The organism is Variovorax xiamenensis (genome assembly GCF_050916385.1).
Taxonomy (GTDB): domain Bacteria; phylum Pseudomonadota; class Gammaproteobacteria; order Burkholderiales; family Burkholderiaceae_C; genus Variovorax.
In genome coordinates this window covers 3111247-3136457 of the sequence record NZ_CP139038.1, presented here as the reverse complement: position 1 = coordinate 3136457, position 25211 = coordinate 3111247, and the positions used below count along the sequence as shown (strand labels likewise).

Genomic DNA, 25211 nt, shown 5'->3' with positions numbered 1-25211 from the left:
AACACCGCCGCCATCGCCGTCATGTCCCTGGACCGCCGTCACTTTCTTCTTCAATCGGGTTCAGCCGCCGCCGTGGTTGCGCTGTTCGGACAGGGCTGTGCCTCGACGCTGGCACCCTCGCCCACGCGACCCGGCGAGGCACTGGGCTTCACCGGCGTACCGGCCTCTTTGCGCGATGGCGTCGTCGTGCCGCCCGAGTACGAGTGGCAGCTGCTCTACCCCTGGGGCGCCCCCACCGGCATCGCGGGCCGGATGCCGTCCTTCGCGCCCGATGCCGGCAACAGCGCCGAAGACCAGGCCGCACAGGCCGGCATGCATCACGACGGCATGCACTTCTTCGCACTCGATACCGCCGGCGATCGCGGCCTGCTCGTGATGAACCACGAATACACCGACGAGCAGTTGCTGCACACCGACGGCGTGAAGGAATGGACCGCCGCGAAGGTGCGCAAGTCGCTGCACGCCATGGGCGTCTCGGTGATCGAGATCCGGCGCGGCGACAAGGGCTGGCAGCAGGTGCTGCCCTCGCCCTTCGCGCGCCGCGTGCACGGCAACACGCCGATGCGCATCGCCGGCCCCGCCGCCGGCACGCAGCTGATGCGCACCGCTGCCAATCCGGCCGGCGACGCGGTCTTCGGCACCTTCGCCAATTGCGCGATGGGCGTCACGCCGTGGGGCACCTACCTCACCTGCGAGGAGAACTTCCACGGCTACTTCGGCGGCCCGAAGGAAGCGGCCCGCAACGCCACGCCGGCCCAGCGCCGCTACGGCACGGTGGCCGGATCGCAGTGGGTCGAGTACTGGCGCTTCGAAGAGCGCTTCGACCTCAGCCGCCACCCGAACGAGCCGCACCGCTTCGGCTGGGTGGTCGAGATCGACCCGTTCGACCCCACGGCCACGCCGGTCAAGCGCACCGCGCTGGGCCGCAAGCGCCAGGAAAGCGCCACCTGCACCGTCGCGAAGGACGGCCGCCTCGTGGTCTACATGGGCGACGACTCGCGCTTCGAATACATCTACAAGTTCGTCAGCCGCGACAGGGTGCGCCCCGGCAACGACGCCGCCGCGCGCGCCGCCAACCGGCATCTGCTCGACGAAGGCACCCTCTACGCCGCGCGCTACGACGCAGGCGGACGCGGAAAGTGGCTCGAACTCACCCACGGCCGCGACGGCCTCGACGCAGCGCACGGCTTCGCTGACCAGGCCGAGGTGCTGATCCACGCCCGACTGGCGGGCGACGTCGTCGGCGCCACGAAGATGGATCGCCCCGAGTGGATCGCCATCCACCCGCAAAGCGGCGAGGTCTACGTCACGCTCACCAACAACAGCCAGCGCGGTGACTCGGGCAAGCCCGGCCCCGACGCGGCCAACCCGCGCGCCGCCAACCTCTTCGGCGGCATCCTGCGCTGGCGCGAGGACGCGGGCGACGCCGCCTCCACTGGCTTCTCGTGGGACCACTTCGCGCTCGCGGGCGACCCGGCGCAGCCCGGCAGCGGCGCGCGCTACCCCACGGCCGGTGCCGACATGTTCGGCGCCCCCGACGGCCTTCACTTCGACCGCGGTGGCCTGCTCTGGATCCAGACCGACCTGAGCGGCCAGGTGATCGGCAAGCCGCCCTACACCTCGCTGGGCAACAACCAGATGCTGTGCGCCGACCCGGCCTCGGGCCGCATCAAGCGCTTCCTGACCGGCCCCAACGGCTGCGAGATCACCGGCTGCGTGGTCACGCCCGACCGGCGTACGCTCTTCGTCAACATCCAGCATCCGGGCGAGGCGCGCGACGACGGCGACACGAAGCACAACAGCGCCTGGCCCGACGGCTCCGAGCCGGGCAGTGCCCGGCCGCGCTCCGCGACGCTGGCGATACGCCGGCGCGACGGCGGTATCGTCGGCACCTGAGACAACAAGCAGGGAAAAAGGGAAACCCACCATGAGCATCCGCATCGTCCGCCTCGGCACACCGCGCGCCCCCGACGAGGGCCTGCGCGTCGGCACCGTGCGCCGTCCGCCTCGCGGCGTTCCGAAGACCGAGTTCGCCTCGCAGGACTGGTACGACGTCTGGTACCCGAACCTGGCGCCGTCCGTCGAGACGATGAAGCAGGCGCAGGAAGCACAGAAAGAGGAATCGCCCGCGCAGTGGAATGCCTTCGTGCGCAAGTTCAAGGCCGAGATGGCCGAGCCCGATGCGAGCCGCAGCCTCGATCTGCTGGCCGCGCTCTCGCACGGCGCATCGCTCTCGGTGGGCTGCTACTGCGAGGAGGAGTCGCGCTGCCACCGCTCGGTGCTGCGCAGCCTGCTGGCCGAGCGCGGCGCGAAGATCGTCGACTGATTCCGCTCAGACCATCGGCGCGCCGGCGAACACGGGCAGGCTCTCGGCCTGCGCGGAGTACGCGGCCAGCGCCGGGAAGTCGCCCGGCGCAATCGCATGGGGCGTCAGGAGCTGGGTGAAGGCCCAGGCCACGGCTGTCGAGACGCCGGCCTGCGTCATCGTTTCTTCGCTCGCCGGCAAAGCTTCGGCTGCCAGTTCGCGCTCGAGCGCCGAGTACGCGGCGGCGAGCTGACCTTGCACGCGGTCCATCCATGGCTGGTGCAGCTTCTCGGCCGGGCGCAGCTTGCGCTCGTAGACGATCTGCACGGTCTTCTCGCAGGCCGCGAGCGCGAGCCCCGTGAGGCGCAGGTCGCGCAGCCGCCGCGCCGGGTCCGCAGGCACCAGGCTGCGCCCGCTCAAGGCCTGTGCGTGATCGATGATGAGCGTCGAATCCATCAGCACCGAACCGTCGTCGCAGACCAGCGTGGGCGCCTTCACCACCGGGTTGATGGCGCTGAACTGCTCGAAGGTGCTGAAGACGGAGATCGAGCGGTGCTCGAAGCAAAGGCCGAGCAGGCGCAGCGAGATGGCGGTGCGCCGCACGTAGGGCGAGTCGAGCATGCCGACGAGTTGCATTGGATGGGTTCTCCTGGAACTGGATGACGGGCACCCACGTTACCGACGCCGGCGCGGGCGCTGAATGGCAATCCATCGAAAATCGGGGCCGCAAACCGATCAACCATCGGCGGCCGCGCGCCCTCCCCACTTCCTTCGCCCATGAACATCGACAAGAAAGACCGCCTGATCATCGAAGCACTGCAGACCGACGCGCGCCAGAGCCTGGCCGCCATCGGCAAGCGCATCGGCCTGTCGCAGCCGGCCATGAGCGAGCGCGTGCGCAAGCTCGAGGAAGCCGGCGTCATTGAAGGCTACGGCGCGCGCGTCAACCTGCGCGCGCTGGGCGTGGGGCTGCAGGCCATCATCCGCATCGACACCACGCATGCGGGCATCGCGAGGTACCTGAAACTGTTCGAGTCCATGCCCGAGGTGCTCAGCGCCGACCGCGTGACCGGCGAAGACTGCTTCTTCGTGCGCTGCGCGATAGCCGAGCCGGCCGACCTGGAGCGCGTGGTGGACGCGCTGGCGGTCGATGGCTCGGTGACGACCTCGCTGGTGCTGTCGAGCCCGGTGAACAAGCTGGTCACCGTTCACGCGGCCAGGCCGCCGAAGAAGTAGGCAGCCCGGGAAGCTTCAGCGCTGGGCCTTGTCCTTCTGGTTCTGCGCCTCGATGCGCTCGCGCGCAGCCAGCCAGTCGGCGTCGCTCCATTGGCGCAGCTCATAGAAGTTGCCTCCGGTGGCCAGTGCGTTGCCACCGTCCATCATGATGCTCTGGCCGGTGAGCCAGTCGCATTGGCCCGGCGCCATCAGGAAGGAAGCCAGGTTCTGCAGCTCGCTCATGCGGCCGGTGCGCGCCATCGGGTTGTTCTGCTTGCTGCGCGCGCCGGGCTCCTCGCCGGGGTTCAGGCGCTTGCTCATGCCTTCGGTCGGGATCTCGCCGGGGCCGACGGCGTTCAGGCGGATGCCGTGGCGTGCCCACTCGACCGCGAGCGACTTGGTCATGACCTCGATGCCGGCCTTGCTCATGGCCGAGGGCACGACGTAGGGGCTGCCGTTGTCGACCCAGGTGACGATGATGCTCATCACGCTGCGGAAGGCGTCGCCCTGCTTCCACTCGCCCGACTTCGACTGCGCCACCCAGCGCTTGCCCACCGCCTGCGTCACGTAGAAGCTGCCATGGAACACGATGTTGGCGATGGCGTCGAAGGCGCGCGGCGAGAGGGCCTCCGTGGGCGAGACGAAGTTGCCCGCGGCGTTGTTCACCAGCCCGGTGAGGCCGCCGCTCTGAAAAAGGCTCTCGACCATCTCGTCGACCTGCTGGGCGATGCGGATGTCCACGCCGAAGGTGTCGATGCGCCGCTGCGGGAACTGCTTGCGCCATTCGGCGGCCGTTTCCTCGCAGACCGACTGGCGCCGGCCGCAGATGGCGACGTCGGCGCCGAGGCTAAGGAAGCGCTCGGCCATCGCGCGGCCGAGGCCGGTGCCCCCGCCGGTCACCAGGATGCGCTGGCCGCTCATGAGGGAAGCTTCAAACATGGTTCGTCTCCTTGGTCGATGAGGATGAGGGGGCAGCAGGAAGGAAAAGGGAACAGCCGCCACCGGCGCATGCTACGCGCGCGGCGCTTTCGCGGCTTGCGGGAAGTGGCTCCGCCCCTCGGGCGAGAATGCGCGAAACGATTTCTCCGGAGACAAGCACCGATGCCGAGCCCAGCAGCAAGCCCCGCCGACGACCATGCCTTCGCACCGCTGGAGGGCGTTCGCGTCCTCAGCCTCGCGCTGAACCTGCCCGGCCCCGCCGCGCTGCTGCGCTGCCGGCGCATGGGCGCCGCCTGCCTCAAGCTGGAGCCGCCGGCCGGCGATCCGATGGGGCTCTACAACCGCCCCGCCTACGCCGCGCTGCACGAGGGCATCGAGATCCGCACCGTCGATCTCAAGTCCGAAGCCGGCCAGCAGCAGCTGCATGCCGAGCTTGCGTCCACCGACGTGCTCCTCACATCGTTCCGCCCCTCGGCGCTCGCCAAGCTCAAGCTCGACTGGGCCACGCTGCAGGCGCGCCATCCGTCGCTGTCGCAGGTGGCCATCGTCGGCGCGCCGGGCGAGCGCGCCGAGGAGCCGGGCCACGACCTGACCTACCTCGCCGAAAGCGGCCTCGTCACCGGCACCGAGTTGCCGCCCACGCTCTACGCCGACATGGGCGGCGCCCTGCTCGCGAGCGAGGCGGTGCTGAAGGCCATGCTGCTGCGCTCGCGCAAGGCGGGCGGCGTGTACCTGGAAGTGGCGCTGAACGCCTCGGCCGACTGGCTCGCGCTGCCGCGCACCTGGGGCCTGACGCAGCCTTCGGGCACGGTCGGCGGCGCGCATGCCGGCTATCGCGTCTACCCCTGCGCCGACGGCCGGGTGGCCGTGGCCGCGCTGGAGCCGCATTTCGCGGACCGGCTCTGCGCGGCGGCGCAGATCGCCTCGCGCGACATGCTGGCACCGGCCACGCGCGAAGCACTCGCCGCATGGATCGCGACGCGCACGCGCGCCGAACTCGAAGCCATGGCCAGCGAGCGCGACGTGCCGCTGCTCACGCTGGCCGACTGATCCGGCTCAGCGGCCGGGGCCGTCGCGCTGCCGGTCTTCGCGCTTGAGCGCGAGGTAGGTGTCGAGATCGATCTCGTGCAGCTGGCGCGGGTACTGCTCGGCGGCCGCAAACCAGCGCCGCTGGCGCCGCTCGGCCTGGTCCGGCCCCGGGGCCGCTAGGTAGGCGTCGAGCGTCAGGAAGTAGCGCATCGCGTTGCGCTCCACCAGCCCGCGCAGGCCGCGGATGTAGTCGGGCTGGCCCTCGGGCGTCTTGCCGATGACTGTGAAGCCCACCTTGTCGCTGCCGAATGTCGCCAGGTACGCCATGGTGCCCAGGCGCACCATCGTGTTGTGGTCGTAGCTGTAGCTGAAGTGCAGGAAGCTCTTGCGCTCGTCGAGCGCCACGGCCTCGAGCGTCACGCGGTAGTTGCTGGTGCCCAGCGGGCCGCTCTCGGCGGAAAGCTCCACCAGCAGGTGCTCGGGCGAACTGCTGGCGACTCGGTAGACGAAAGGCAGTTCGAAGGCCTGGTCGATCGGCTTGTCGTAGCGGCGCACCACGTAGAGCGTGAGCATCTCGCGCCCCTGGGGGCCACTGGCGGTGCGGCAGCGACGGTTGTTGACATGCAGGGTCAGCACCTCGCACCAATGGGCTGAGCCCTTGAGCGCGGAGCCGATCTCGGACAACGGATGCTCGACCACGGCGTAGACGTCGCCCTGCAGGCCATCCGCCGTTTCCATGGAATCGAGCTGCACGGGCCGCCCGAAGCCGCTGCGCTCGAGCTTGTCGCTCATGCGCTGGTGAACTGCGCGCAGCGCCTGCGCGGGAGAGTTCTCTCCAGGCGCGGCCGCGAGCGCCTGCGTCGAAGAAACCGCAAGCGACAGCGCTGCCGCCAGGATACGCAACCACGAAGCCGGCGAGTGGGGCGAACTGCTCATGGGGCCACACCATACAACGGAGCGCCCCACCCCGGGCTTCAGTCGGACTGCGCGGGCTTGCTGCGCCGCACCAGAAGCAGCATCGCGCCGGCCAGCAGCAAGGCCCCGGCCCACTGGCGCGGCGTCATCGGCTGCGAGAACAGCGCCGCGGCCAGCAATGCGGCCACCAGCGGCTCGATCAGCGTGCCGACCACCGCCGCCGTCGGCGACAGGCGCCGTGCGCCCCAGGCGAAGGCCAGGTAGGCCACCGAGGTCGTCACAACGCCCGTGTAGCCCACGCCCAGCCATTGCGCGCCTCCGGCCGGCCAGGTGATGCCCGAAGGCCACGCGACCGCGAGCATGCACAGCGCCGCCACCGTCATGCCCCAGGCCGAGGCCGTGACCGCCGGCACCCGCGCCGGCATGCGCGCGTTGCCCAGCACCACCATCGCGTAGCAGAAGGCCGAGCCCAGCGACCAGGCCACGCCGGCCGCATGCCCGGGCGCCAGCGGGCCCCAGCCGCCGGCGGGCATCACCAGCAGCAGGACGCCCGCCAGGGCGAGCAGCAGGCCCGCGACAAGCCTTGGGCCGAGGCGCTCGTAGCCGCGCAGCACCGACACCAGCGCGACGATCACCGGCGCGCAGCAGATCGAAATGACGGTCGGCAGCGCCGCGCCCAGGTGCACGATGCCGGCGAACCAGCAGCTCACGTTGAGCGCCATCGCCGCACCCGTGGCCAGCATCTGCAGCCGCTCCCGGCGCGTGAGATCCACCCAGCCCGCACCGGGCATGGCGGGCGCCCGCCAGTGCAGCCACCACAGCAGCGGCAGCCCGAGCGCGAAGCGCGCCAGCGACAGGCTCTGCGGCGCGATGCCGCCATCGATCAGGAATTGCGCGACCAGCGCACCGCCGCCCCACAGGGCGCCAGCCAGCAGCACGCCGCCCCAGGCCAGGGCGGCAGACGTTCTTGCGTTCATTGTTGAAAGTTCTCCATGACGCCCGCCATGGCCGGTCGATCCACGATCGGCAACGAGGGGCAGGCGTGACCATCCGAGCCCCCGGCCGGCCAATGAGGCACGAACGGCGGCGACCACTTGCGGGTCTGAGCGCGGCGCGAAAAGCGCGCGTCAGCTGCGGGTCACGGAGGGAGGAGAACGACGATGGGCCATGTGGCGTATCTTAGGCCCCCACACTTTTTCGAGGAACAGCACATGCCACTCGTGCGGATCGAGCTTTCCAGCGACAGCCCCGAAGCCCTGGGCCCCGCCATCGGCGATCTCGTCTACCAGGCCATGCGGGACACCATCAACGTGCCGGAACACGACAAGTTCCAGGTCATCACGCGGCACGCCCCGCACGAGCTGGTGCATCCGGCAAGCTACCTCGGCGTCGAGTACTCGCCAGGCTTCGTGCTGATCCAGATCACCCTAAACCAGGGGCGCACGACCGAGATGAAGAAGGCCTTCTACAGGCGCGTGGCCGACGACCTGCACGGCCAGCTGGGCATCCGGCGCGAGGACGTGTTCATCAACCTCGTCGAGGTGGCGAAGGAAAACTGGTCCTTCGGCAACGGGGAGATGCAGTACGCGTAGCGGCGAGAATCCCGCCGATGAAACGCCAGGGCACGCTCGTTCGATGGGAAAAGGACCGTGGCTTCGGCTTCATCCGCTGCCCCGAAATCTCCGCCGACGTGTTCGTGCACCTGCGCGACTTCGCCGACCGGGGCACGACGCCGCAGGTCGGCATGAAGCTGAGCTTCGAGGAGATCCACGTGGGAGGCAAAGGGCCTCGCGCGATGTCGGTGCAAGCGGCTGGTGCCGGGCGGCAATCGCAGCCGTCGCGCGAGGCGGCACGGCCTCGCGGGCGGTCCGGTCGTTCGACCCGCGGACCTGCACGATCTTCCTCATCCTCGCTGCCGATGGCGCTCCTGCTCACGGCATACGCCGCATTGCTGGGCTACGGCGTGTGGACCGCGCGCCTTCCCCTGATCGCGCTCGGCGCGTTGCTGCTGCTGAGCCTGCTGACCTTCTTCATCTACGGCTTCGACAAGAACGCGGCCGGAACGGACCGGCGGCGCACGCCGGAAAACACGCTGCACCTGCTCTCGCTGGTCGGGGGCTGGCCGGGCGCCTGGTTCGCGCAGCGGCTCTTTCGCCACAAGCTGAGCAAGACGAGCTTCATGGCGGCTTACTGGGCCACGGTGCTGGCGCACATGGCAGCCATGGGCGCCTGGGTCGGCAAGCTACTGCCGGCCCTTTGAGCCGGCTGGCTCAGCGCGGCTTGCGGATGTTGCCGCGCACGGGGCCGGCGGGCTTGCGCGCGGCCGAGCCTGTGCCCGAGCCGTTGTCGCGCGGCGGCAGGCCGGTGTGCTGCGTGAGGATGCGGCCCTTCGAGGGCTTCACCGCCGCCAGCTTGACCGGAGCCGACTTGGCGACGGCCGGCGCGCTCGTCGAGTTCTTGCGCCGTGCACTGGTGTAGCCGCCGTCGGTCAGCGGCTGCCACGTCGGAATGAGATGGTGCTTGCCGTTGCCGATCAGGTCGGCGCGGCCCATGCTCTTGAGCGCCTCGCGCAGCAGCGGCCAGTTGTTGGCGTCGTGGTAGCGCAGGAAGGCCTTGTGCAGGCGGCGGCGCTTGTCGCCGCGCACGATGTCCACCGTCTCGCTCTCGCGCGTGATCTTGCGCAGCGGGTTGCGGTTGGAGTGGTACATCGCCGTGGCCGTGGCCATCGGGCTCGGATAGAAAGTCTGCACCTGGTCGGCGCGAAAGCCGTTCTTCTTGAGCCAGATCGCGAGGTTCATCATGTCCTCGTCGCTGGTGCCCGGATGCGCTGCAATGAAGTACGGAATGAGGTATTGCTTCTTGCCCGCCTCGGCCGAGTACTTCTCGAACATCTGTTTGAACTTGTCGTAGCTGCCGATGCCGGGCTTCATCATCTTCGTGAGCGGGCCCTGCTCGGTGTGCTCGGGCGCGATCTTGAGATAGCCGCCGACGTGGTGCTGCACCAGTTCCTTCACGTACTCGGGCGACTGCACCGCCAGGTCGTAGCGCAGGCCGGAGCCGATCAGGATCTTCTTGATGCCCTTCAACGCACGCGCCCGGCGGTAGATCTTGATCAGCGGGTCGTGGTTGGTGTTGAGGTTCTGGCAGATGCCCGGGTACACGCAGCTGGGCTTGCGGCAGGCGGCCTCGATCTCGGGCGACTTGCAGCCGATGCGGTACATGTTGGCCGTGGGGCCGCCGAGGTCGGAGATGGTGCCGGTGAAGCCCTTCACCGAGTCGCGGATGGCCTCGACCTCCTTGATGATCGAATCTTCCGAGCGGCTCTGGATGATGCGGCCCTCGTGCTCGGTGATCGAGCAGAAGGTGCAGCCGCCGAAGCAGCCGCGCATGATGTTCACGCTGAAGCGGATCATTTCCCACGCGGGGATCTTGGTCGCGCCGTCGTGGCTGCCGTTCTCGTCGGCGTAGCGCGGATGCGGGCTGCGCGCGTACGGCAGGTCGAACACGTGGTCCATCTCGGCCGTGGTGAGCGGAATGGGCGGCGGGTTGATCCACACGTCGCGCGCCGTGGTGCCCTCGCCGTGCGCCTGCACCAGCGCGCGGGCGTTGCCGGGATTGGTTTCCAGGTGCAGCACGCGGTTGGCGTGCGCATAGAGCACCGGGTCGCTGCGCACCTGCTCGTAGGCCGGCAGGCGGATCACCGAACGCTCGCGCGGTGGCACCTTGGTCTTGCCCCTGCCATGCAGCGCGGGGTTGGGCAGGAAGTTCAGCGGCTTGATGGCGGGGTTGACCACCGAGCCCGCGGCCGATCCAGCGGCTTCTGCAGCCTTGGCAACGGCTTCGGCCTCGTCTTCCTTCGCGCAGGTGGCGCCGTTGGCCTTGGCCTGGTCGGACACCATCAGGTACGGATTGACATGCGCCTCGACGCGGCCGGGCTCGTCGACGCTGGTGGAGTCGATCTCGAACCAGCCTTCCGGCGTCTCGCGGCGCACGAAGGCGGTGCCGCGCACGTCGGTGATCTGCTGCACCGGCTCCTTGGCGGCCAGGCGGTGCGCGATCTCGACGATGGCGCGCTCGGCATTGCCGTACAGCAGCAGGTCGCACTTGGAGTCGACCACGATGGAGCGGCGCACCTTGTCCGACCAGTAGTCGTAGTGGGCGATGCGGCGCAGGCTGCCTTCGATGCCGCCGAGGATGATCGGCACGTCGTTCCAGGCTTCCTTGCAGCGCTGCGAATACACGATGGCCGCGCGGTCGGGGCGCGAGCCGCCGACGTCGCCGGGGGTGTAGGCATCGTCGCTGCGGATCTTCCGGTCGGCCGTGTAGCGGTTGATCATCGAATCCATGTTGCCGGCGGTGACGCCGAAGAACAGGTTCGGCTTGCCCAGCGCCATGAAGGGCTCGGCGCTCTGCCAGTCGGGCTGCGCGATGATGCCCACGCGGAAGCCCTGCGCCTCCAGCATGCGGCCGATGACCGACATGCCGAAGCTGGGATGGTCGACATAGGCGTCGCCCGTGACGACGATGATGTCGCAGCTGTCCCAGCCGAGCACTTCCATCTCCTTGCGCGTAGTCGGCAGGAATTTCGCCGTGCCGAAACGGGCCGCCCAGTACTTGCGGTAGCTGGTCAGCGGCTTGGCGGCACGCGCGAAAAAGGAGACGTCGACGGGAGCGTTCATCGGTGGGAGTTGACAGCGCCGTGGGAGCGCCGTTGTGGGCAACCCTCGATTTTAGGGTTTTCCACCATGCCTGTCGCCTTGCGTGAGCTGTGACCGGACTTTCCCCATGGACTCATGACCGGCCAATTTGATTGCCAAAGTCAAACAATTGAATGACAATGGCAACCATGTCCACGACTTCGCCACCCATCGACACCGCCGCCGTCAAGGCGATCCGGCAGTTCAACCGCTTCTACACGCGCCGAATCGGCGCCCTCGACCCCTACTTGGGCAGCGCCATGTCGCTGACCGACGTGCGGGTCCTGTACGAGCTGGCGCACCGCGAGATGGCCGTCGCCAGCGAGATCGGGCGCGACCTCGGATTCGACGCGGGCTACCTGAGCCGCATCCTTCGCCGTTTCGAGAACGAGGGCTGGCTGGTCCGCGAGCCCCATCCGCGCGACGCGCGCCAGAGCGTGCTGCGCCTGACTGAGGCAGGCCATGCCGCATTCGCGCCGTTGCAACAGAAGTCGCGCGAAGAGGCGGCCGCCCTGCTCGCCTCGCTCGCGCCGGCGCAGCGCCAGCAGCTGGTGCACGCCATGGGCACGGTGCAGTCGCTACTCGATCCCCAGGCGCCGCCGGCAAGGCCGCAGGCCGCCATCCTGCGGGAGCCCGGCCCCGGCGACATCGGCTGGGTCGTGCAGCAGCACGGCGAGATCTACGCACGCGAATACGGCTGGAACAGCACCTTCGAGGCACTGGTGGCCGGCATCGCGGGCGAGTTCCTGCTCAAGTTCCAGCCCGAGTGGGAGCGCTGCTGGATCGCCGAGCTCAACGGCGAGCGGGTGGGCTCGATCTTCGTGGTGCGCAAGTCGGCCACGGTGGCGCAACTGCGCCTGCTGATCCTCACGCCCGCCGCACGCGGGCTGGGGCTGGGCGGCAAGCTGGTGGACGAATGCATCGCCTTCGCGCGCCTGAAGGGCTACCGGAAGATGGTGCTGTGGACCAACAGCTGCCTGACGGCCGCGCGCGGCATCTACGCCAGCCGCGGCTTCCAGCTCACAGGTTCCGAGCCGCACGAGGGCTACGGCACCCCGCTCGTGGGCGAGACCTGGGAACTGAAGCTCTAATGCAAGGAACACCGCGGAACCGGCTTGGCCGGGCCGCAGGTGTTGCCCCCGGTAGGGGGTTGGCGAAGCGACACGAAGTGCGCGCAGCCTGGGGGCGAGCAACAGTTATTGCATGAACCAGCCGTGGCTCACCACCAGCGACTGGCCGGTGAGCGCATTCGTCGGGAAGCCCGCGAACAGCAGCGCCACGCGCGCCACGTCTTCCGTGGTGGTGAACTCACCGTCGACCGTCTCCTTCAGCATCACGTTCTTGATGACTTCCTGCTCGGTGATGCCCAGCGTCTTCGCTTGCTCGGGAATCTGCTTCTCGACGAGCGGCGTGCGCACGAAGCCCGGGCAGATCACGTTGGCGCGCACGCCGTGCTTGGCCCCTTCCTTAGCGACCGTCTTGGCAAGGCCGATGAGGCCGTGCTTCGCCGTCACGTAGGGCGCCTTCAGCAGCGAGGCTTCCTTGGAGTGCACCGAGCCCATGTAGATCACGCTGCCGCCACGGCCCTGCGCGTACATGTGCTTCAGGCAGGCCTTGGTGGTGAGGAAGGCGCCGTCGAGGTGGATGGCCAGCATCTTCTTCCAGTCGGCGAAGCTGAATTCTTCGACCGGGTGCACGATCTGGATGCCGGCGTTGCTGATGAGGATGTCGATGCCGCCGAAGGCAGCGGCGCCCTCTTCCACAGAGGCGTTGACCTGGTCTTCGTTCGTCACGTCGACGCCCACGCCGATGGCCTGCGCGCCCGTGGCCTTGAGTTCCGCCGCGGTGGCGTCAGCCGCTTCCTTGTTGAGGTCGGCAATGATGATCTTCGCGCCTTCCTGGGCGAAGAGGATGGCGATCTCCTTGCCGATGCCGCTGGCCGAGCCGGTGATGTAGGCGACCTTGTCCTTGAGTTGCATAGTGATGTTCCTTGAGGGTTGGGGTTGGAAAGCCGGCGACCCGAAGCCGCCAGCAAGAATCAGGCGAGATAGTCGTGCTCGACGGTGCCTAGCGCGAGCGTCATGTCCGCGATGTAGTGCACCGCCGATTCGACCTTGCGAACGGGCAGGTCGGCCACCGGCGCCAGCGCGTGCGGATGCAGTTCGAGCGAGCCGGGCCCGCCCCACGCGCCGTGCAGCGTCACGTCGACCATGTGATAGCGCACCAGCTCGCAGATGCGCGCCGTGCCGTCGACGTGCGGAATGATCTTGAGCAGGAAGTTCGGCTGCGCAATGCCCGCAAGAATGGGCGCCGGGTCGAGCGTGCGGTGCTTGAAGCCCATCGTGGCCTTGGCCACGCGCACCTTGCCGTAGTCGAGCGTGCCGACCACCACGTCGGTCTCGTAGTCGAGCACCGGCGAGGCTAGCTTCTTCGGAAAGCCCCAGAGCTCGCGCCCGCCCGCTATGGGCGGATGGTCGTTCAGGTACATCGCATGCACGTACGAGCCCTTCTCCACGCCCTTGTCGGTGCGCAGCTGCACCGGAATGACCTGGCCCGACTCGGTGTAGTCGCCGAAGCCGGTCGAATCGGGCATGCGGATGAACTCGTACTTGACCAGCGGCTCGACAACCTCGAGCGGCTCGGGCACCACGGCGCGCAGGGCCTCGATGTCGGTGCGGTACGTGATGATGAGAAATTCGCGCCTGATGAAGCGGTAAGGCCCTGGCGGAAAGGCGGGGCTGGTCAGCGGCATCGCGAATGCCGTTCGTCGCACGTCTTCAATGTTCATGATGCAAACATTTCCTCCTGGTGAAGCTGAAACGGTGAAGTGACGGCCCAGTCTCGCGCTGGTTTCTTAGCCGGGGCTGAATCGCCCTTGGTCCCAGCAACTCATCGCGAAAGCCCCGGCCGCTTGACGCGCCCCGAACCGTGCTCGCCGAGGTCGAAGGTGGTCACGCCGTTGACCGTCGCGTCGGCGCGCAGCGTCTCGGGGTGGGCCAGCGTCACGCGCATGTCGCGCGCACCGGCCTCCCAGTGCTCTTCCACCGCGGCGCGCGAGAACTCGTAGTCCTTCGACTCCAGTTCGTAGGGCTTGTCGCGGTAGATCAGGTGGAAGATGTCGATGGGCTCGTGCGTGAGCTGCGACTGCACCTCGTGCACGCTCGGGTCGTTGCGCAGGCTGGCCGGCAGCTTGGAGATCAGGTCGGCAATCGCCTGCTGCAGGTTCATGTTGGCGGCCAGCGCGTCGGTGTTCATGCGCGTGCGGCTCGAGTAGGTGATGTCCTTCTGCCGCTCCATCACGCCTGCCATGGTGCGCGGCATCTCGCCGCGCGCATTGAACAGGTCGACCTGCAGCACCACCAGCGGCTCGTTGCGCGGGTGCGTGTCGAGCACGTACTGCAGCGGGGTGTTCGACACGATGCCGCCGTCCCAGTAGTCGTCGCCGTCGATGCTCACCGGCGCGAAGCCCGGCGGCAGTGCGCCACTGGCCATGATGTGCTCGGGACCGATGCGCTGGCGCGTGTTGTCGAAGTACACCGAATTGCCGGTGCGCACATTCACCGCTCCCACGCTGAAGCGCGCTTCGCAGGCGTTGATGCGGTCGAAGTCGACGAGGCGCTCCAGCGTGGACTTCAGCGGCGAGGTGTCGTAGTAGCTCAGAAGCGGCGCCGCGCCGCCCATCAGGAAAGCCGGCGAATAGCGCGGCTCGAAGAAGCCCGGGATGCCGACCAGCGAGGCCATGGTGGCGCTGTACTGGTTCTGCGTGGCCCGGTCGCCCAGCCACGAAGGCAGGCGCTGCGAGGGGCCGGAAGACACCAGGTGCCAGAACTCGCGCAGCCGGTCGACGCGGTTCTCCTGCGCATTGCCCGCGATCAGCGCGGCATTGATGGCGCCGATGGAAACGCCCGCGATCCAGTGCGGCTGCAGCTCGGTTTCGCTGAGCGCCGCGTACACGCCGGCCTGATAGGCGCCGAGCGCGCCCCCGCCTTGCAGCACCAGCGCCTTGCGGGCGGTGCGCATGTCCTCGCGGCGCGAGGCGAAGGGGTCGAGGGGCTTCCTGGATGCGCTGGAAGCGGTGGAGGCGGCACGGGTTCGGGTTTTCTTCTTCGGTGGTGTCGTCGTCATGCGTTCATTTGACACCAGCCCCGAGACGCCAACCTGACGAGGGACTTATCCAGGGGCAGCGCCCCTGGAACGAAGTCACATCTTCGGCAACATCTGCCCGCGAATCTCGCCGCCAGGGTTGGCGGCCGTGTGGATGTTGGCGTACCACTTGCCCGCCGACAGGTCCGCGGCCTGCGCCGGCGTGAGCGTGGCCTGGCCCTCGATCGGGCTCGCCGGGTTGGCGAAGGGCAGCACCACGCCCGCATTGGCGCCAGCCGCAGCCGGGCCGTGGAAGTGCGCCATGGTGGCCGGGCCGCTCAGGCCGCTGTAGGTGATCTTGTACTTGAGCACGTTGGTGTCGCGGTCGAGCCAGGCCTCGGCCATGCCGCTGCCGCGCGTCATGTTCGGCGGGACTTCGCTCGCCGCGTTCATCGCGCCGCTGAAGCTCGCGACGTTCGACTTCGACATCATTCCGCAGCCTGCCAGAGCGGCACCGGCAACGCCGGCGACAAGGGCCGCGCGCAAAAGAGCGCCATATTTGGTCATGAGCTTTATCTCCTGGTTATGAAGGCGAACACAGCATAGGCAGCTCCGCAGGCCCTTTCCTGTCGGCCATCGCCCCGACTTGGCCCAGCCCGCACAACCTGAAAGAGAATGTGTCGATGACTTCTCCTGCCTCTACAGCCCCTGCCGACGCACTCCCCGCGGCCCGCGAAGTGGTCGATTTCTGGAGCGAAGCCGGCCCCGAGCGCTGGTTCGCCAAGAACGATGCCTTCGACGCCGAGTTCATCGCCCGCTTCTCCGACGCCCACCAGGCCGCGGCCCGTGGCGAACTCGATCACTGGATGGCCGATGCCCAGGGCGCGCTCGCCCTGCTGGTGCTGCTCGACCAGTTCCCGCGCAACGCCTGGCGCGGCAATCCGCACATGCTGGCCACCGACGGCAAGGCACTGGCCGTGGCGAAGCAGGCAGTCGAGGCGGGCTTCGACCGGCAGTGCGAGCCCGTGCTGCAACGTTTCTTCTACCTGCCCTTCATGCACTCCGAGGTGCTGGCCGAGCAGCAGCGCTCGGTGGAACTCAACGCCGTGCTCGACGACAACACCCAGCGCTATGCGGTGCTGCACCGCGACATCGTTGCGCGCTTCGGCCGCTTTCCGCACCGCAACAGGATGCTCGGGCGCACCAGCACGGGGGAAGAACAGAAGTTCCTGGACGAAGGCGGCTTCGCCGGCTGAGCAGAAAGACAGCGACGCTCACTCGTCGTTGTGCGGCAGCGGCACCTCGCGCGTGGGCGAAGGGTTCAGCTCTGCAATGCCCTTCGTGTCCTTCATCGAGCCGTAGGTGCGCGCGTAGACCCAGGTGAACTCCGCGCCCAGCAGGAAGATCTGCGCCGAGTAGTACACCCACACCAGCACTACCACCAGCGAGCCCGCCGCCCCGTAGCCCGAGGCCACGCTGCTCTTGCCGATGTACAGGCCGATCAGGTGCTTGCCCACGGTGAAGAGCAGCGCCGTCACCGCCGCGCCCACCCACACGTCGCGCCACTGCACCCTGGCGCGCGGCATGATCTTGTAGATCATCGCGAAGATCACCGTCACCATCGCGAAGCTGAAGACGAAGTTGACGACCTGCGCGGTCGTCTCCCAGGCGCCGAACATCGGCGACCACCACTTGCCCAGGGCCGCGAGCGCCGCGCTCGCCACCAGCGACACCATGAGCAGGAAGCCGATGCCCATGATCATGCTGAACGACAGCAGCCGCACGCGCAGCATGTTGAAGAGGCCCTTGTTCTTGGTGCGGGCCGGCGCGCGCCAGATGCGGTCGAGCGCGTCCTGCAGTTCGCCGAAGACGGTGGTGGCGCCCACCACCAGCAGCCCGATGCCGACCACCGTGGCGACGATGCCCTCGGCCGGCTTGTTGACCGCCTTCAGCATGCCCTGCACCGCCGCGGCGCCCTGCTCTCCCATCAGCCCCGAGAGCTGGGCGAAGATCTCGCCGCGCGCGGCCTCCTGCCCGAAGACCAGGCCCGCCACAGCGATGACGATCAGCAGCAGCGGCGCGATCGAGAACACCGTGTAGTAGGCCAGTGCGGCGCCCATGCTCGGGGCATAGTCGTTCGACCACGAATTGAAGGCCCGGCGGCAGAGATCGAAAAGCGCGCGCAGTTGGGTGACCATGCTGGAATGTCCTCCGTGAACCCGTGAGTTGGCCCGGTACCGCGCTGTCGCTGCGGCGCCCGGCGATTTGAAAGCATGCCTACGATAATCGCTCGACATGCAACCGTCTCCCCCCGCAGCCCACCCGCAGTCGCCTCGCGACCTTTTTGTTTCGTTCACCTGGCTCGCGCTGCAGGGCTTCGGCGGAGTCCTCGCCATCGTTCAGCGCGAGATGGTCGAGAAGAAGAAGTGGCTCACGCCTGAGCAGTTCCTCGAGGACTGGGCCGTGGCGCAAGTGATGCCGGGGCCCAACGTGATCAACCTCGCGCTGATGATCGGCGACCGCTACTTCGGGCTGCGTGGCGCGCTCGCTGCGGTGGCGGGCATGCTGACCATTCCGCTGGTGGTGATCCTCGCGCTGGCCGTGCTCTACGCGCACTATGCCGGCAACCCTCAGGTGGCGGCCGCGTTGCGGGGCATGGGGGCGGTGTCGGGCGGGCTCATCGCCGCCACGGGCATCAAGCTGGTGCCGCAATTGCGCAAGCATCCGCTGGGCTTCACGACCTGCCTGGTCTTCATGGCGCTGGTCTTCGTGGCCATCGCGGTGCTGAAGATCCCGCTGGGCTGGGTGCTGCTGGTGGTCGGCGGCGTGGCCGGCATCTGGACCTGGAAGAGGATCGCACCATGACCATCGCCATGCAGTGGCACGACTGGCTGGCTCTCTTCGGGCAATACATGCTGCTGTCGCTGCTGTCGATCAGCGGCGCCATCACCACGGTGCCCGACATGCACCGCTACCTCGTCTCGCAGCACGGGTGGCTCACCGATGCGCAGTTCAGCTCCTCGGTCGCCATCGCGCAGGCGGCGCCCGGGCCCAACGTGCTGTTCGTGGCGCTGATGGGCTGGAACGTGGGACTCAACGCCGGCGGCGGCATCGGCGCGGGGCCTCATGCCTGGCTGCTCGGCCTCTTCGGCCTGATGGTCACGATGCTGGGCATCATGCTGCCGAGCACCACCCTCACCTACTTCGCCACCCGCTGGGGCCACCGCAACCGCACGCGCCGCGAGGTGCGCGCCTTCAAGCAGGGCATGGCGCCCGTGGTGGTGGGCCTGCTGATCGCCACCGGCTGGGTGCTGGCGGCGGGAAACCATGCCGGCAATGCGCCCGCCTGGCACCTGTGGCTGCTGACCGGCGCCGCCGCGCTTATCGTCTGGCGCACTCGCATCCACCTGCTCTGGCTGCTCGGGGCCGGCGCGGTGCTGGGCGCCACGGGCTTCGTCTGATCCCTCTCATTCCATCAACCAGGAACACATCGACATGTCGCAATTTCGCCCGCTCGGCCGCTCCGGCCTCCAGGTTTCCCCGCTCGCCTTCGGCGGCAACGTGTTCGGCTGGACCGTCGACGAGGCGGCCTCGTTCAAGCTGCTCGATGCTTGGCTGGACGCGGGCTTCAACTTCGTCGACACCGCGGACGTCTACTCGGCATGGGTGCCGGGTCACACCGGCGGCGAGTCGGAGACCATCATCGGCAAGTGGCTCAAGCAGAGTGGCAAGCGCAACCGCGTGGTGCTGGCCACCAAGGTCGGCAAGCCGATGGGCGAAGGCAAGGTGGGCCTTGCGCCCAAGTACATCCGCGAAGCCGTCGAGGCCTCGCTCAAGCGCCTGCAGACGGACTACATCGATCTCTACCAGTCGCATGACGACGACGCCAACACCCCGCTGGAAGAATCGCTCGGTGCCTTCGACAAGCTGATCAAGGAAGGCAAGGTGCGCGCCATCGGCGCATCGAACTACACCGCGCCGCGCCTGGCCGAGGCGCTGGACGTGTCGGAGCGCCTGGGCATCGCCCGCTACGAGAGCCTGCAGCCGCTGTACAACCTGTACGACCGCGCCGTGTTCGAGGACGCCCTGGAGCCGCTGTGCGTCAAGCGCGAGGTGGGCGTGATCAACTTCTACGCGCTGGCCGCCGGCTTCCTCACGGGCAAGTACCGCACCGAGGCCGATGCGGCCAAGAGCCCGCGCGGCGCCAACACCACCAAGAAGTACCTCAACGAGCGCGGCCTGCGCATCCTCGACGCGCTCGACAAGGTGGCCCAGCAGTACAACGCCAAGCCGGGCCAGGTCGCCATCGCGTGGCAGATCGCGCGCCCGGGTGTGACGGCGCCCATTGCCAGCGCGACTTCCATCGCGCAGCTCGAGGAGCTCGTGGTCGCGACGCAGCTCAAGCTCGACGCGGGCACCATCGAGATGCTCGACCGCGCCAGCGCCGAAACCGCGAAGCCCGCAGCCTGATGAGCGTGTTCGACTCCATCGCCGCGCCCACGCTGGAGCACTTCGCCGACCTGCGCATCGAGGTGGGCGTGCCGCAGGTGCTGGGCAACGGCCCGCGAGGGCTGCGCCGCGTGGTGCCGATCGTCGGCGGCGAGGCCATAGGCCACGGCTGGCGGGCGCGCGTGCTGCCGGGCGGCAGCGACTTCCAGCTGATCGTGAGCGACACGCTCTCGGAACTCGACGCACGCTACGGCCTGGAGACCGACGCGGGCGACCTGATCTACGTGCACAACAGCGCCATGCGCAGCGCCTCGCCCGAGGTGATGGGCAAGCTGCTGCGCGGCGAGCCGGTCGATCCCTCGCAGGTGTACTTCCGCTGCAGCCCGCGCTTCGAGACCGCGTCGGCCTCCTTGAAGTGGATCAACGAGCGCATGTTCACCGGGGCTGGCGTGCGCCACCCGGCCGAGGTGGTGATGCGCTTCTTCGCGCTGAACTAGCCGTCGACCGGATTCAGCGGCGTCGAAAGGATGCGCTGGTAGAAGGCCACGTCGAGCCAGCGGCCGAACTTGAAGCCGGCCTGTCGCACGGTGCCCGAGTGCTCGAAGCCCAGTCGCTCGTGCAGGGCGATGCTGCCGGCGTTGGCGGCGTCGATGGCGCCGACCATCACATGCACGTCGCGCTTCACCGCCTCCTCGATGATCGCCTCCATCAGCGTGCGGCCCAGCCCGGCGCCGCGATGCGCGCTGTCCACGTAGACCGAGTGCTCCACCGTGTACTTGTAGGCCGGAAAGGCGCGGAAGGTGCCGTAGCTCGCGAAGCCCAGCAGCTTGCCGCTTTCGTCCTCGGCTCCGATCACCGGGAAGCCGTTGGCGCGCTTGGTTGCGAACCACGTGACCATGTTCTCGGGCGTGCGCGGCTTGTAGTCGTAGAGCGCCGTGGAGGTGACGATGGCCTCGTTGAGGATCGCCAGGATTGCGGCGGAGTGGGCTTCTTCGGTGCAGGAGATGAGACGCATGGTGTGGTTCCTCGTTCGGGCCTCGTTGGAATTTCGTTCAATATAGGAGAATAATAATCTCATATGAGAAACGATTCATCCCCTGCCGACGCTTTGGGCCAGAACATCGACATGCTCATCGCCACCCGGCTGCTGGCCCTGCGGCAGGCGCAGGGGCTGAGCCTCGCGGACCTGGCCGAGCGCTCGGGCGTGAGCAAGGCCATGATCTCCAAGGTGGAGCGCGCCCAGAGCAGCCCCACGGCCGTGCTGCTGGGAAAGCTGGCGGCCGGGCTGGGGGTGCCGCTGGCGCAGTTACTGACGGAAGAGAAAGCACAGCCGAAACGGCTGCGCACGCACGCCGAACAGGAGGTCTGGCGCGACCCGCAGGCCGGCTACCTGAGGCGCCAGGTCGCCGAGCGCCAGGCGGGCAGTGGCGTCGAGATGGTCGAGATCGAGCTGCCGCGCTCGGCGCAGGTCGACTATCCGCGCTGGAGCGGCAAGCCGTATCGGCAATGCCTCTGGATGCTCGAAGGCGAATTGCGGGTGGATTACGGCGACGAGCGCTTCGAGCTCGCCCCGGGCGACTGCCTCGACTTCGGCGTCGACCGGCCGCTGGTCTTCAAGGCGCTGGGCCGTAGCGCCTGCCGCTACCTGCTGGTGGCGAGCCCAGAGTAGCTAACTAGCGCGAAAACGTCGTACCCGATGGGTAGGCAAGCTCCCACATGCACATCCGGCGCGCACCGGTGCTGCGGCCGGCAGGGCCCGGAATACTGCAAGGCATCCAGACTTTCGGAGGAACGACGATGTCTTTCGCGCTCTACATGATCGGTTTCCTGATTTTCCTGGCGGGCGTCGCCTGGGGCGCCTCGGTGGCCGGCGTGCCCACGCTCTACATCGGTATCGGCGCGGTGATCCTGCTGGGCATCGGCATCTTCAGCGCGGTGGGCCGCACGCGCGGCAAGGACCCGTCCTGAGTTCACGCCGGCTTCACGCCGGCCGCACAGAGGGTCGCTAACTTCGCAGCGCGCACCGCAAGAGGCGGTGCGCATTGCTTCAAGTCGGCGGCCCCATGCATACATCTCCAAGCTTCTTTTCCCCGCTTCTTCCCTCCGCCTCTTCGGCGGCGCCCGCACCGGCCTCCTCGGCCGGCAGCGGCATCGGCAATATCAAGGTCGACCTGCTCGTCGTCGGCGCGAGCTTCGCGGGACTCGCCTGCGCCCGGGCCGCAGCGCTCGCGGGACTCAGCGTGATGGTGCTGGAAAAGAAGACCGCCGCCGGGGCCAAGCTGCACACCACCGGCATCATCGTCAAGGACGCCGTGGACAGCGTGCCCTGGCTGGCCGAGGTGCCGCCCGCGCTGGTGCGCCGCATCGAGGGCGTGAGGCTCTATGCACCCGACATGCACCACGTCGACCTGCATGCGCCCGGCTACTGGTTCTGGGCCACCGACGCGCCTGCCCTGCTCGACTGGATGGTGGATTCGGCCCGCGCCTGCGGCGTCGACGTGCGGCTGGGTACGCTGTTCGAGCAGGCGTTGTGGCTTGATGGCCGCTGGGAAGTGCCGCTGACTCAAGGCCCCTGCATCACGGCCACCTACCTCGTCGGCGCCGACGGCCCGCACTCGCGCGTCGCCAAGGCACTGGGTCTGTCGCGCAACACGCGCTTCCTCTACGGTGTGGAGCACGAATATCAGGGCGCAAAGATGGAGCCCGATCTGCTGCACTGCTTCATCGACCGCAAGCTGGCGCCCGGTTATATCGGATGGGCGCTCGAAGGCGTGGGCGTGAGCCAGATCGGGCTGGCGCGCCGCGTGGGACACAGCGACGCGGGCGCGCTGAAGCTGGATCCGCTGCTGCGCAAGATCGCGCCGGCGGTCACGCCCGGCGATGCACCGCCGGTCGCGGTGCGCGCGGGAATGATCCCCTGCGGCGGCGTTCTGCCGGTGGTGGCGCGCGAGCGGGCCCTGCTGGTGGGCGACGCGGCGGGCATGGTGTCGCCGGTGACGGCGGGCGGCATCCACACGGCCTTGCTGCATGGCGAGCGTGCCGGAGAGGCAGTCGCGCGCTTCATCCGCGGCGAGGCCGGAGACCCGGCCACGTGGTTCGTTCGCGGCTACCCTGGCTTCAGGCTCAAGCGCGCGCTGCGCTGGGCCTTCGACCACTTCCAGAACGACTGGATGTTCAACCGCCTGCTGGGCACGCCCCAGATGCGGCGCGTGGCGGAACTCGTCTACTTCCACCGCAAGGGTGGAACGCTGCCGAAGGGCTAGGCGCCGCGCTGCCGCATCGCCTCGTAGAGGCACACGCCGCTGGCCACAGAAACGTTGAGGCTCTCGACCGCGCCGGCCATCGGGATGCTCACCAGCTCGTCGCAGGTCTTGCGCGTGAGCTGCCGCATGCCCTCGCCCTCCGCGCCCAGCACCAGCGCCAGCGGCCGCTTGAAGTCGCTCTGGTAGATGGTGCCCGGCGCGTCGTCGCTGGTGCCCACGCACCAGATGTTGCGCTCCTTGAGCTCGTTCAGCGTGCGCGCGAGGTTGGTGACCATGAAGTACGGCACCGTCTCCGCCGCGCCGCTCGCCACCTTGGCGACGGTGGCGTTGATGCCGGCCGCATGGTCCTTGGGGGCGATGACCGCGTGCGCGCCAGCACCGTCGGCCACACGCAGGCAGGCGCCGAGGTTGTGCGGATCGGTCACGCCGTCGAGCACCAGCAGCAGGGGCACGGTGCCGGCCTCTTCGAGGCCTTCGAGCAGTTCGTCGAGGGAGCGGACCTGGGCCACGGGCTCGACCCGCGCCACCACGCCCTGGTGGCCATGGCTGCCGCTGAGCTTGGAAAGCCGCGCACCGTCGGCCTCGATCAGGCGCACACCGGTTTCCTGTGCTCGCGCGAGGAACTGTTTCATGCGCGCATCGCGCCGGCTGGCATCGAACAGGACTTCGAGCACCGATTTCGGCGCGGTCTTGAGGCGCACGCCCACGGCATGGAAGCCGAAGATCACTTTGGGGGAAGACATCCGTGGATTATCCCTGCCCCTCCTGCCCCCTCGCGGCCGCCCCCCGAACGCGTGCTCAGGCGAGCGGCAGGCCGCTGAGCGCTCGGGTGCGCTCGTCGTGCAGTTCCTGCACCGCCAGCGCGCTCGGATGCACCTTCGCGCCGTTGCCCACGCTCTCAAGGTACTGGCAGGCGGCGTGGCCCTCCGCAGCCTTTTCGTAGCGGGCGATCCAGGCGTCGCGCGCGGGCAGCTTGTCGGGCGACACCGGCCACACACCCGGCCGGGGCCGCATGTGGTCGCCGATACCGACGCGCCAGGGCTTGGCGCTCACGCGGGCGCGAAAGCAGTTCTGGTTGCGGCACATCCGCGCGTAGACCTTGTCCACACCCAGCGCATGGAAGCAGTCGGCCACGGCAGTGTCGGAGGGGTTGAACACGTCATGCATCGCCAGCAGCCGGAAACCCGCCGGCGTGCGGTAGATGCGCAGGTTCCAGTCGGGATGCTGCTGCATGAAGCGCGCGATGCGCTCCGCGGCCCGCTTCTCGGGCGCTGGGTTGCCGCTGTGCTCGCCGCGCTTCTTGCGCTGGCCGATGACCCAGGCCACGACGAAAACCACGATGCCCGCGATCAGCCCGCCCAGCCAGGTCTTGGCGGCCCAGCCGCCGACCACGCCCGCGATCAGCGCCGGCACCAGCGCAAAGCCGAATACGCTGCCGCGCAGGGGCTCCTCGAAGTCGATGTCGACGAACAGCACGTCGGGCGTGTTGAGGCAGCGCGCGCCGTAGGTGTTGCGCGTGACGACGGTGTCGCCGTGCCGCTCGACGATTTCCTCGCGGATCGGCACGCCCTCGGCGCCGTTGTAGGCCATCTTGCGCTCGCGGCGCTCGAGATTTTCGCCCTTGTGGGCAATGCGCTCGAAGGCGTCGCGGGTGCGCTGGTCGGCGTGCGCCTGCGCGGCCACGGGGCTCTCGTCGGACCATCCGTAGCGGCGCACGGTGACCTGCTTGCCGGCCACGCGCTCCTGGATGCGGCCTTCGGCCCAGAACTGGGGAACGATCATCGGTTTGTCTTATACCTTTTGTCCGAACAGCAGCCAGACCATGACCGCCGCCAGCAGGATGATCAGCGCCGGCAGCCACTTGTAGCCGGCGCTGTGCACGCGGCCCGGCGCATCCATCGGGCGGCGGGGCATGTGCTGCGTGAGGGGGCCGAAGCCGCCCAGGGTCGGGTCGTCATGGTTGTCGACCAGCCGCTTGGCCGCCGCCAGGCTCAAGCCGGTGGCCTCGCGCGTGAGGCGTATGGCCTCGATCTTGTTGCCCTGCGCCAGCGCCTCGAGGGCGGTGGAAGGCATCGATGCGAAACCGCGGTCCTGTCTTGCCGCCGCCGGCACGCAGCGCCCGCCCGTGCCGTGGCTGTTGTCGTCGTCTCCCGCCTCCTGCCGATCGGCGAAACGATCGACGGCTTCCTTGGCCGACTTGAGGTCCATGCCCGTGCGGTCGCGCACGATCTTGATGGCCTCGATCATCCGGCCCCGCTGCAGCGCCAGGACAGCGTCGGGCGGAAGTTCCTCCATGAACATCTCCTTGAATGTGGC

The 25211-nt window shown here is 68.4% G+C and carries 29 protein-coding genes; 15 read left to right on the top strand and 14 right to left on the bottom strand.

Translation table 11 applies throughout. From position 1 onward, the window contains the following. Positions 1 to 21 precede the first annotated feature (21 nt). Both SFB74_RS14160 and SFB74_RS14155 read left to right on the top strand, forming a co-directional pair. On the top strand, positions 22 to 1896 hold the full coding sequence (locus tag SFB74_RS14160; RefSeq protein WP_432731419.1) for a PhoX family protein: 1875 nt from the start codon (positions 22 to 24) through the stop codon (positions 1894 to 1896). Positions 1897 to 1927: 31 nt separating this feature from the next. Continuing rightward, positions 1928 to 2326, top strand: coding sequence for a DUF488 domain-containing protein (locus tag SFB74_RS14155; protein WP_432731418.1), 399 nt, complete (start codon positions 1928 to 1930; stop codon positions 2324 to 2326). Positions 2327 to 2332: 6 nt separating this feature from the next. Here SFB74_RS14155 and SFB74_RS14150 read toward each other — a convergent pair whose 3' ends face one another. Beyond that, complete coding sequence (locus SFB74_RS14150; protein ID WP_432731417.1) at positions 2333 to 2941, bottom strand: glutathione S-transferase; 609 nt, start codon at positions 2939 to 2941, stop codon at positions 2333 to 2335. Between the two features lie 141 nt (positions 2942 to 3082). Here SFB74_RS14150 and SFB74_RS14145 point away from each other — a divergent pair, with 141 nt between their 5' ends. Then, positions 3083 to 3541 (top strand): Lrp/AsnC family transcriptional regulator, encoded by a 459-nt coding sequence (locus tag SFB74_RS14145; protein WP_432731416.1) that lies wholly within the window; start codon positions 3083 to 3085, stop codon positions 3539 to 3541. A gap of 15 nt (positions 3542 to 3556) precedes the next feature. Here SFB74_RS14145 and SFB74_RS14140 read toward each other — a convergent pair whose 3' ends face one another. Further along, complete coding sequence (locus SFB74_RS14140; protein WP_432731415.1) at positions 3557 to 4459, bottom strand: SDR family oxidoreductase; 903 nt, start codon at positions 4457 to 4459, stop codon at positions 3557 to 3559. A 162-nt stretch (positions 4460 to 4621) separates the two neighbouring features. On the opposite strand from SFB74_RS14140, the gene SFB74_RS14135 reads away from it, so the two are divergent. Then, positions 4622 to 5509 (top strand): CoA transferase, encoded by an 888-nt coding sequence (locus tag SFB74_RS14135; RefSeq protein WP_432731414.1) that lies wholly within the window; start codon positions 4622 to 4624, stop codon positions 5507 to 5509. A 6-nt stretch (positions 5510 to 5515) separates the two neighbouring features. On the opposite strand, the gene SFB74_RS14130 is transcribed toward SFB74_RS14135, so the two are convergent. Then, a complete protein-coding gene (locus tag SFB74_RS14130) occupies positions 5516 to 6424 on the bottom strand; it encodes a hypothetical protein (protein ID WP_432731413.1) in 909 nt (302 codons plus the stop codon). Between the two features lie 38 nt (positions 6425 to 6462). Beyond that, on the bottom strand, positions 6463 to 7380 hold the full coding sequence (locus SFB74_RS14125; protein WP_432731412.1) for a DMT family transporter: 918 nt from the start codon (positions 7378 to 7380) through the stop codon (positions 6463 to 6465). A 234-nt stretch (positions 7381 to 7614) separates the two neighbouring features. Here SFB74_RS14125 and SFB74_RS14120 point away from each other — a divergent pair, with 234 nt between their 5' ends. Beyond that, positions 7615 to 7995, top strand: a complete 381-nt coding sequence (locus SFB74_RS14120; protein ID WP_432731411.1) for a tautomerase family protein — start codon at positions 7615 to 7617, stop codon at positions 7993 to 7995. A gap of 17 nt (positions 7996 to 8012) precedes the next feature. Further along, positions 8013 to 8663: a DUF1294 domain-containing protein gene (locus SFB74_RS14115; protein ID WP_432731410.1), complete on the top strand. Its 651-nt coding sequence runs from the start codon at positions 8013 to 8015 to the stop codon at positions 8661 to 8663. Between the two features lie 10 nt (positions 8664 to 8673). On the opposite strand, the gene SFB74_RS14110 is transcribed toward SFB74_RS14115, so the two are convergent. Continuing rightward, positions 8674 to 11082: a YgiQ family radical SAM protein gene (locus tag SFB74_RS14110; protein ID WP_432731409.1), complete on the bottom strand. Its 2409-nt coding sequence runs from the start codon at positions 11080 to 11082 to the stop codon at positions 8674 to 8676. 167 nt (positions 11083 to 11249) lie between these two features. Between SFB74_RS14110 and SFB74_RS14105 the strand changes: the two genes are divergently transcribed. Then, positions 11250 to 12191, top strand: coding sequence for a bifunctional helix-turn-helix transcriptional regulator/GNAT family N-acetyltransferase (locus tag SFB74_RS14105; protein WP_240652036.1), 942 nt, complete (start codon positions 11250 to 11252; stop codon positions 12189 to 12191). 105 nt (positions 12192 to 12296) lie between these two features. Here the strand turns inward: SFB74_RS14105 and SFB74_RS14100 are convergent, their stop codons facing one another. The 4 genes from SFB74_RS14100 to SFB74_RS14085 form a co-directional block, all read right to left on the bottom strand. Further along, complete coding sequence (locus SFB74_RS14100) at positions 12297 to 13079, bottom strand: 3-hydroxybutyrate dehydrogenase (RefSeq protein WP_019653083.1); 783 nt, start codon at positions 13077 to 13079, stop codon at positions 12297 to 12299. 59 nt (positions 13080 to 13138) lie between these two features. Further along, positions 13139 to 13888, bottom strand: coding sequence for an acetoacetate decarboxylase (locus tag SFB74_RS14095; protein ID WP_432731408.1), 750 nt, complete (start codon positions 13886 to 13888; stop codon positions 13139 to 13141). Positions 13889 to 13989: 101 nt separating this feature from the next. Beyond that, the gene (locus tag SFB74_RS14090; RefSeq protein WP_432731935.1) at positions 13990 to 15120 is read right to left on the bottom strand and encodes a patatin-like phospholipase family protein; all 1131 of its coding nucleotides are present in this window, start codon (positions 15118 to 15120) and stop codon (positions 13990 to 13992) included. Between the two features lie 180 nt (positions 15121 to 15300). Beyond that, positions 15301 to 15750: a CHRD domain-containing protein gene (locus tag SFB74_RS14085; protein WP_432731407.1), complete on the bottom strand. Its 450-nt coding sequence runs from the start codon at positions 15748 to 15750 to the stop codon at positions 15301 to 15303. A gap of 116 nt (positions 15751 to 15866) precedes the next feature. On the opposite strand from SFB74_RS14085, the gene SFB74_RS14080 reads away from it, so the two are divergent. Beyond that, positions 15867 to 16439, top strand: a complete 573-nt coding sequence (locus SFB74_RS14080; RefSeq protein ID WP_432731406.1) for a DUF924 family protein — start codon at positions 15867 to 15869, stop codon at positions 16437 to 16439. 18 nt (positions 16440 to 16457) lie between these two features. Here SFB74_RS14080 and SFB74_RS14075 read toward each other — a convergent pair whose 3' ends face one another. Then, a complete protein-coding gene (locus SFB74_RS14075; RefSeq protein WP_432731405.1) occupies positions 16458 to 17381 on the bottom strand; it encodes a YihY/virulence factor BrkB family protein in 924 nt (307 codons plus the stop codon). A gap of 97 nt (positions 17382 to 17478) precedes the next feature. Between SFB74_RS14075 and SFB74_RS14070 the strand changes: the two genes are divergently transcribed. Genes SFB74_RS14070 through SFB74_RS14055 form a run of 4 tightly spaced genes read left to right on the top strand, consistent with a single transcriptional unit; the run spans position 17479 to position 20129 of the window. Then, complete coding sequence (locus SFB74_RS14070) at positions 17479 to 18048, top strand: chromate transporter (RefSeq protein ID WP_432731404.1); 570 nt, start codon at positions 17479 to 17481, stop codon at positions 18046 to 18048. Continuing rightward, the gene (locus SFB74_RS14065) at positions 18045 to 18644 is read left to right on the top strand and encodes a chromate transporter (RefSeq protein WP_432731403.1); all 600 of its coding nucleotides are present in this window, start codon (positions 18045 to 18047) and stop codon (positions 18642 to 18644) included. Before SFB74_RS14070 ends, SFB74_RS14065 begins: the two co-directional genes overlap by 4 nt. A 34-nt stretch (positions 18645 to 18678) precedes the next feature. Next, positions 18679 to 19653, top strand: coding sequence for an aldo/keto reductase (locus SFB74_RS14060; RefSeq protein ID WP_432731402.1), 975 nt, complete (start codon positions 18679 to 18681; stop codon positions 19651 to 19653). Beyond that, the gene (locus tag SFB74_RS14055; protein WP_432731401.1) at positions 19653 to 20129 is read left to right on the top strand and encodes a DUF3237 domain-containing protein; all 477 of its coding nucleotides are present in this window, start codon (positions 19653 to 19655) and stop codon (positions 20127 to 20129) included. Before SFB74_RS14060 ends, SFB74_RS14055 begins: the two co-directional genes overlap by 1 nt. Here SFB74_RS14055 and SFB74_RS14050 read toward each other — a convergent pair. Continuing rightward, on the bottom strand, positions 20126 to 20647 hold the full coding sequence (locus tag SFB74_RS14050) for a GNAT family N-acetyltransferase (protein WP_432731400.1): 522 nt from the start codon (positions 20645 to 20647) through the stop codon (positions 20126 to 20128). The genes SFB74_RS14055 and SFB74_RS14050 overlap by 4 nt on opposite strands. 63 nt (positions 20648 to 20710) lie before the next feature. Between SFB74_RS14050 and SFB74_RS14045 the strand changes: the two genes are divergently transcribed. From SFB74_RS14045 to SFB74_RS14035, 3 genes are all read left to right on the top strand, one after another. After that, positions 20711 to 21301, top strand: a complete 591-nt coding sequence (locus SFB74_RS14045; RefSeq protein ID WP_432731399.1) for a helix-turn-helix domain-containing protein — start codon at positions 20711 to 20713, stop codon at positions 21299 to 21301. A gap of 128 nt (positions 21302 to 21429) precedes the next feature. Further along, positions 21430 to 21600, top strand: a complete 171-nt coding sequence (locus SFB74_RS14040; protein WP_019653095.1) for a hypothetical protein — start codon at positions 21430 to 21432, stop codon at positions 21598 to 21600. Between the two features lie 95 nt (positions 21601 to 21695). Continuing rightward, positions 21696 to 22895 carry an NAD(P)/FAD-dependent oxidoreductase gene (locus SFB74_RS14035; RefSeq protein ID WP_432731398.1) on the top strand — a complete coding sequence of 400 codons (1200 nt, stop codon included), beginning with the start codon at positions 21696 to 21698 and terminating at the stop codon, positions 22893 to 22895. Here the strand turns inward: SFB74_RS14035 and rlmB are convergent. Genes rlmB through SFB74_RS14020 form a run of 3 tightly spaced genes read right to left on the bottom strand, consistent with a single transcriptional unit; the run spans position 22892 to position 25190 of the window. Further along, the gene (rlmB, locus tag SFB74_RS14030) at positions 22892 to 23638 is read right to left on the bottom strand and encodes a 23S rRNA (guanosine(2251)-2'-O)-methyltransferase RlmB (protein WP_432731397.1); all 747 of its coding nucleotides are present in this window, start codon (positions 23636 to 23638) and stop codon (positions 22892 to 22894) included. The genes SFB74_RS14035 and rlmB overlap by 4 nt on opposite strands. A gap of 55 nt (positions 23639 to 23693) precedes the next feature. Further along, positions 23694 to 24677 carry a hypothetical protein gene (locus SFB74_RS14025; RefSeq protein ID WP_432731396.1) on the bottom strand — a complete coding sequence of 328 codons (984 nt, stop codon included), beginning with the start codon at positions 24675 to 24677 and terminating at the stop codon, positions 23694 to 23696. Positions 24678 to 24686: 9 nt separating this feature from the next. Then, positions 24687 to 25190, bottom strand: coding sequence for a hypothetical protein (locus tag SFB74_RS14020; protein ID WP_432731395.1), 504 nt, complete (start codon positions 25188 to 25190; stop codon positions 24687 to 24689). Positions 25191 to 25211: the final 21 nt, after the last annotated feature.

Coding starts and splice junctions, on each gene's coding strand:
- SFB74_RS14160 (WP_432731419.1), top strand. CDS start 22: ATGTCCCTGGACCGCCGTCACTTTCTTCTTCAATCGGGTTCAGCCGCC.
- SFB74_RS14155 (WP_432731418.1), top strand. CDS start 1,928: ATGAGCATCCGCATCGTCCGCCTCGGCACACCGCGCGCCCCCGACGAG.
- SFB74_RS14150 (WP_432731417.1), bottom strand. CDS start 2,941: ATGCAACTCGTCGGCATGCTCGACTCGCCCTACGTGCGGCGCACCGCC.
- SFB74_RS14145 (WP_432731416.1), top strand. CDS start 3,083: ATGAACATCGACAAGAAAGACCGCCTGATCATCGAAGCACTGCAGACC.
- SFB74_RS14140 (WP_432731415.1), bottom strand. CDS start 4,459: ATGTTTGAAGCTTCCCTCATGAGCGGCCAGCGCATCCTGGTGACCGGC.
- SFB74_RS14135 (WP_432731414.1), top strand. CDS start 4,622: ATGCCGAGCCCAGCAGCAAGCCCCGCCGACGACCATGCCTTCGCACCG.
- SFB74_RS14130 (WP_432731413.1), bottom strand. CDS start 6,424: ATGAGCAGTTCGCCCCACTCGCCGGCTTCGTGGTTGCGTATCCTGGCG.
- SFB74_RS14125 (WP_432731412.1), bottom strand. CDS start 7,380: ATGAACGCAAGAACGTCTGCCGCCCTGGCCTGGGGCGGCGTGCTGCTG.
- SFB74_RS14120 (WP_432731411.1), top strand. CDS start 7,615: ATGCCACTCGTGCGGATCGAGCTTTCCAGCGACAGCCCCGAAGCCCTG.
- SFB74_RS14115 (WP_432731410.1), top strand. CDS start 8,013: ATGAAACGCCAGGGCACGCTCGTTCGATGGGAAAAGGACCGTGGCTTC.
- SFB74_RS14110 (WP_432731409.1), bottom strand. CDS start 11,082: ATGAACGCTCCCGTCGACGTCTCCTTTTTCGCGCGTGCCGCCAAGCCG.
- SFB74_RS14105 (WP_240652036.1), top strand. CDS start 11,250: ATGTCCACGACTTCGCCACCCATCGACACCGCCGCCGTCAAGGCGATC.
- SFB74_RS14100 (WP_019653083.1), bottom strand. CDS start 13,079: ATGCAACTCAAGGACAAGGTCGCCTACATCACCGGCTCGGCCAGCGGC.
- SFB74_RS14095 (WP_432731408.1), bottom strand. CDS start 13,888: ATGAACATTGAAGACGTGCGACGAACGGCATTCGCGATGCCGCTGACC.
- SFB74_RS14090 (WP_432731935.1), bottom strand. CDS start 15,120: ATGCGCACCGCCCGCAAGGCGCTGGTGCTGCAAGGCGGGGGCGCGCTC.
- SFB74_RS14085 (WP_432731407.1), bottom strand. CDS start 15,750: ATGACCAAATATGGCGCTCTTTTGCGCGCGGCCCTTGTCGCCGGCGTT.
- SFB74_RS14080 (WP_432731406.1), top strand. CDS start 15,867: ATGACTTCTCCTGCCTCTACAGCCCCTGCCGACGCACTCCCCGCGGCC.
- SFB74_RS14075 (WP_432731405.1), bottom strand. CDS start 17,381: ATGGTCACCCAACTGCGCGCGCTTTTCGATCTCTGCCGCCGGGCCTTC.
- SFB74_RS14070 (WP_432731404.1), top strand. CDS start 17,479: ATGCAACCGTCTCCCCCCGCAGCCCACCCGCAGTCGCCTCGCGACCTT.
- SFB74_RS14065 (WP_432731403.1), top strand. CDS start 18,045: ATGACCATCGCCATGCAGTGGCACGACTGGCTGGCTCTCTTCGGGCAA.
- SFB74_RS14060 (WP_432731402.1), top strand. CDS start 18,679: ATGTCGCAATTTCGCCCGCTCGGCCGCTCCGGCCTCCAGGTTTCCCCG.
- SFB74_RS14055 (WP_432731401.1), top strand. CDS start 19,653: ATGAGCGTGTTCGACTCCATCGCCGCGCCCACGCTGGAGCACTTCGCC.
- SFB74_RS14050 (WP_432731400.1), bottom strand. CDS start 20,647: ATGCGTCTCATCTCCTGCACCGAAGAAGCCCACTCCGCCGCAATCCTG.
- SFB74_RS14045 (WP_432731399.1), top strand. CDS start 20,711: ATGAGAAACGATTCATCCCCTGCCGACGCTTTGGGCCAGAACATCGAC.
- SFB74_RS14040 (WP_019653095.1), top strand. CDS start 21,430: ATGTCTTTCGCGCTCTACATGATCGGTTTCCTGATTTTCCTGGCGGGC.
- SFB74_RS14035 (WP_432731398.1), top strand. CDS start 21,696: ATGCATACATCTCCAAGCTTCTTTTCCCCGCTTCTTCCCTCCGCCTCT.
- rlmB (WP_432731397.1), bottom strand. CDS start 23,638: ATGTCTTCCCCCAAAGTGATCTTCGGCTTCCATGCCGTGGGCGTGCGC.
- SFB74_RS14025 (WP_432731396.1), bottom strand. CDS start 24,677: ATGATCGTTCCCCAGTTCTGGGCCGAAGGCCGCATCCAGGAGCGCGTG.
- SFB74_RS14020 (WP_432731395.1), bottom strand. CDS start 25,190: ATGGAGGAACTTCCGCCCGACGCTGTCCTGGCGCTGCAGCGGGGCCGG.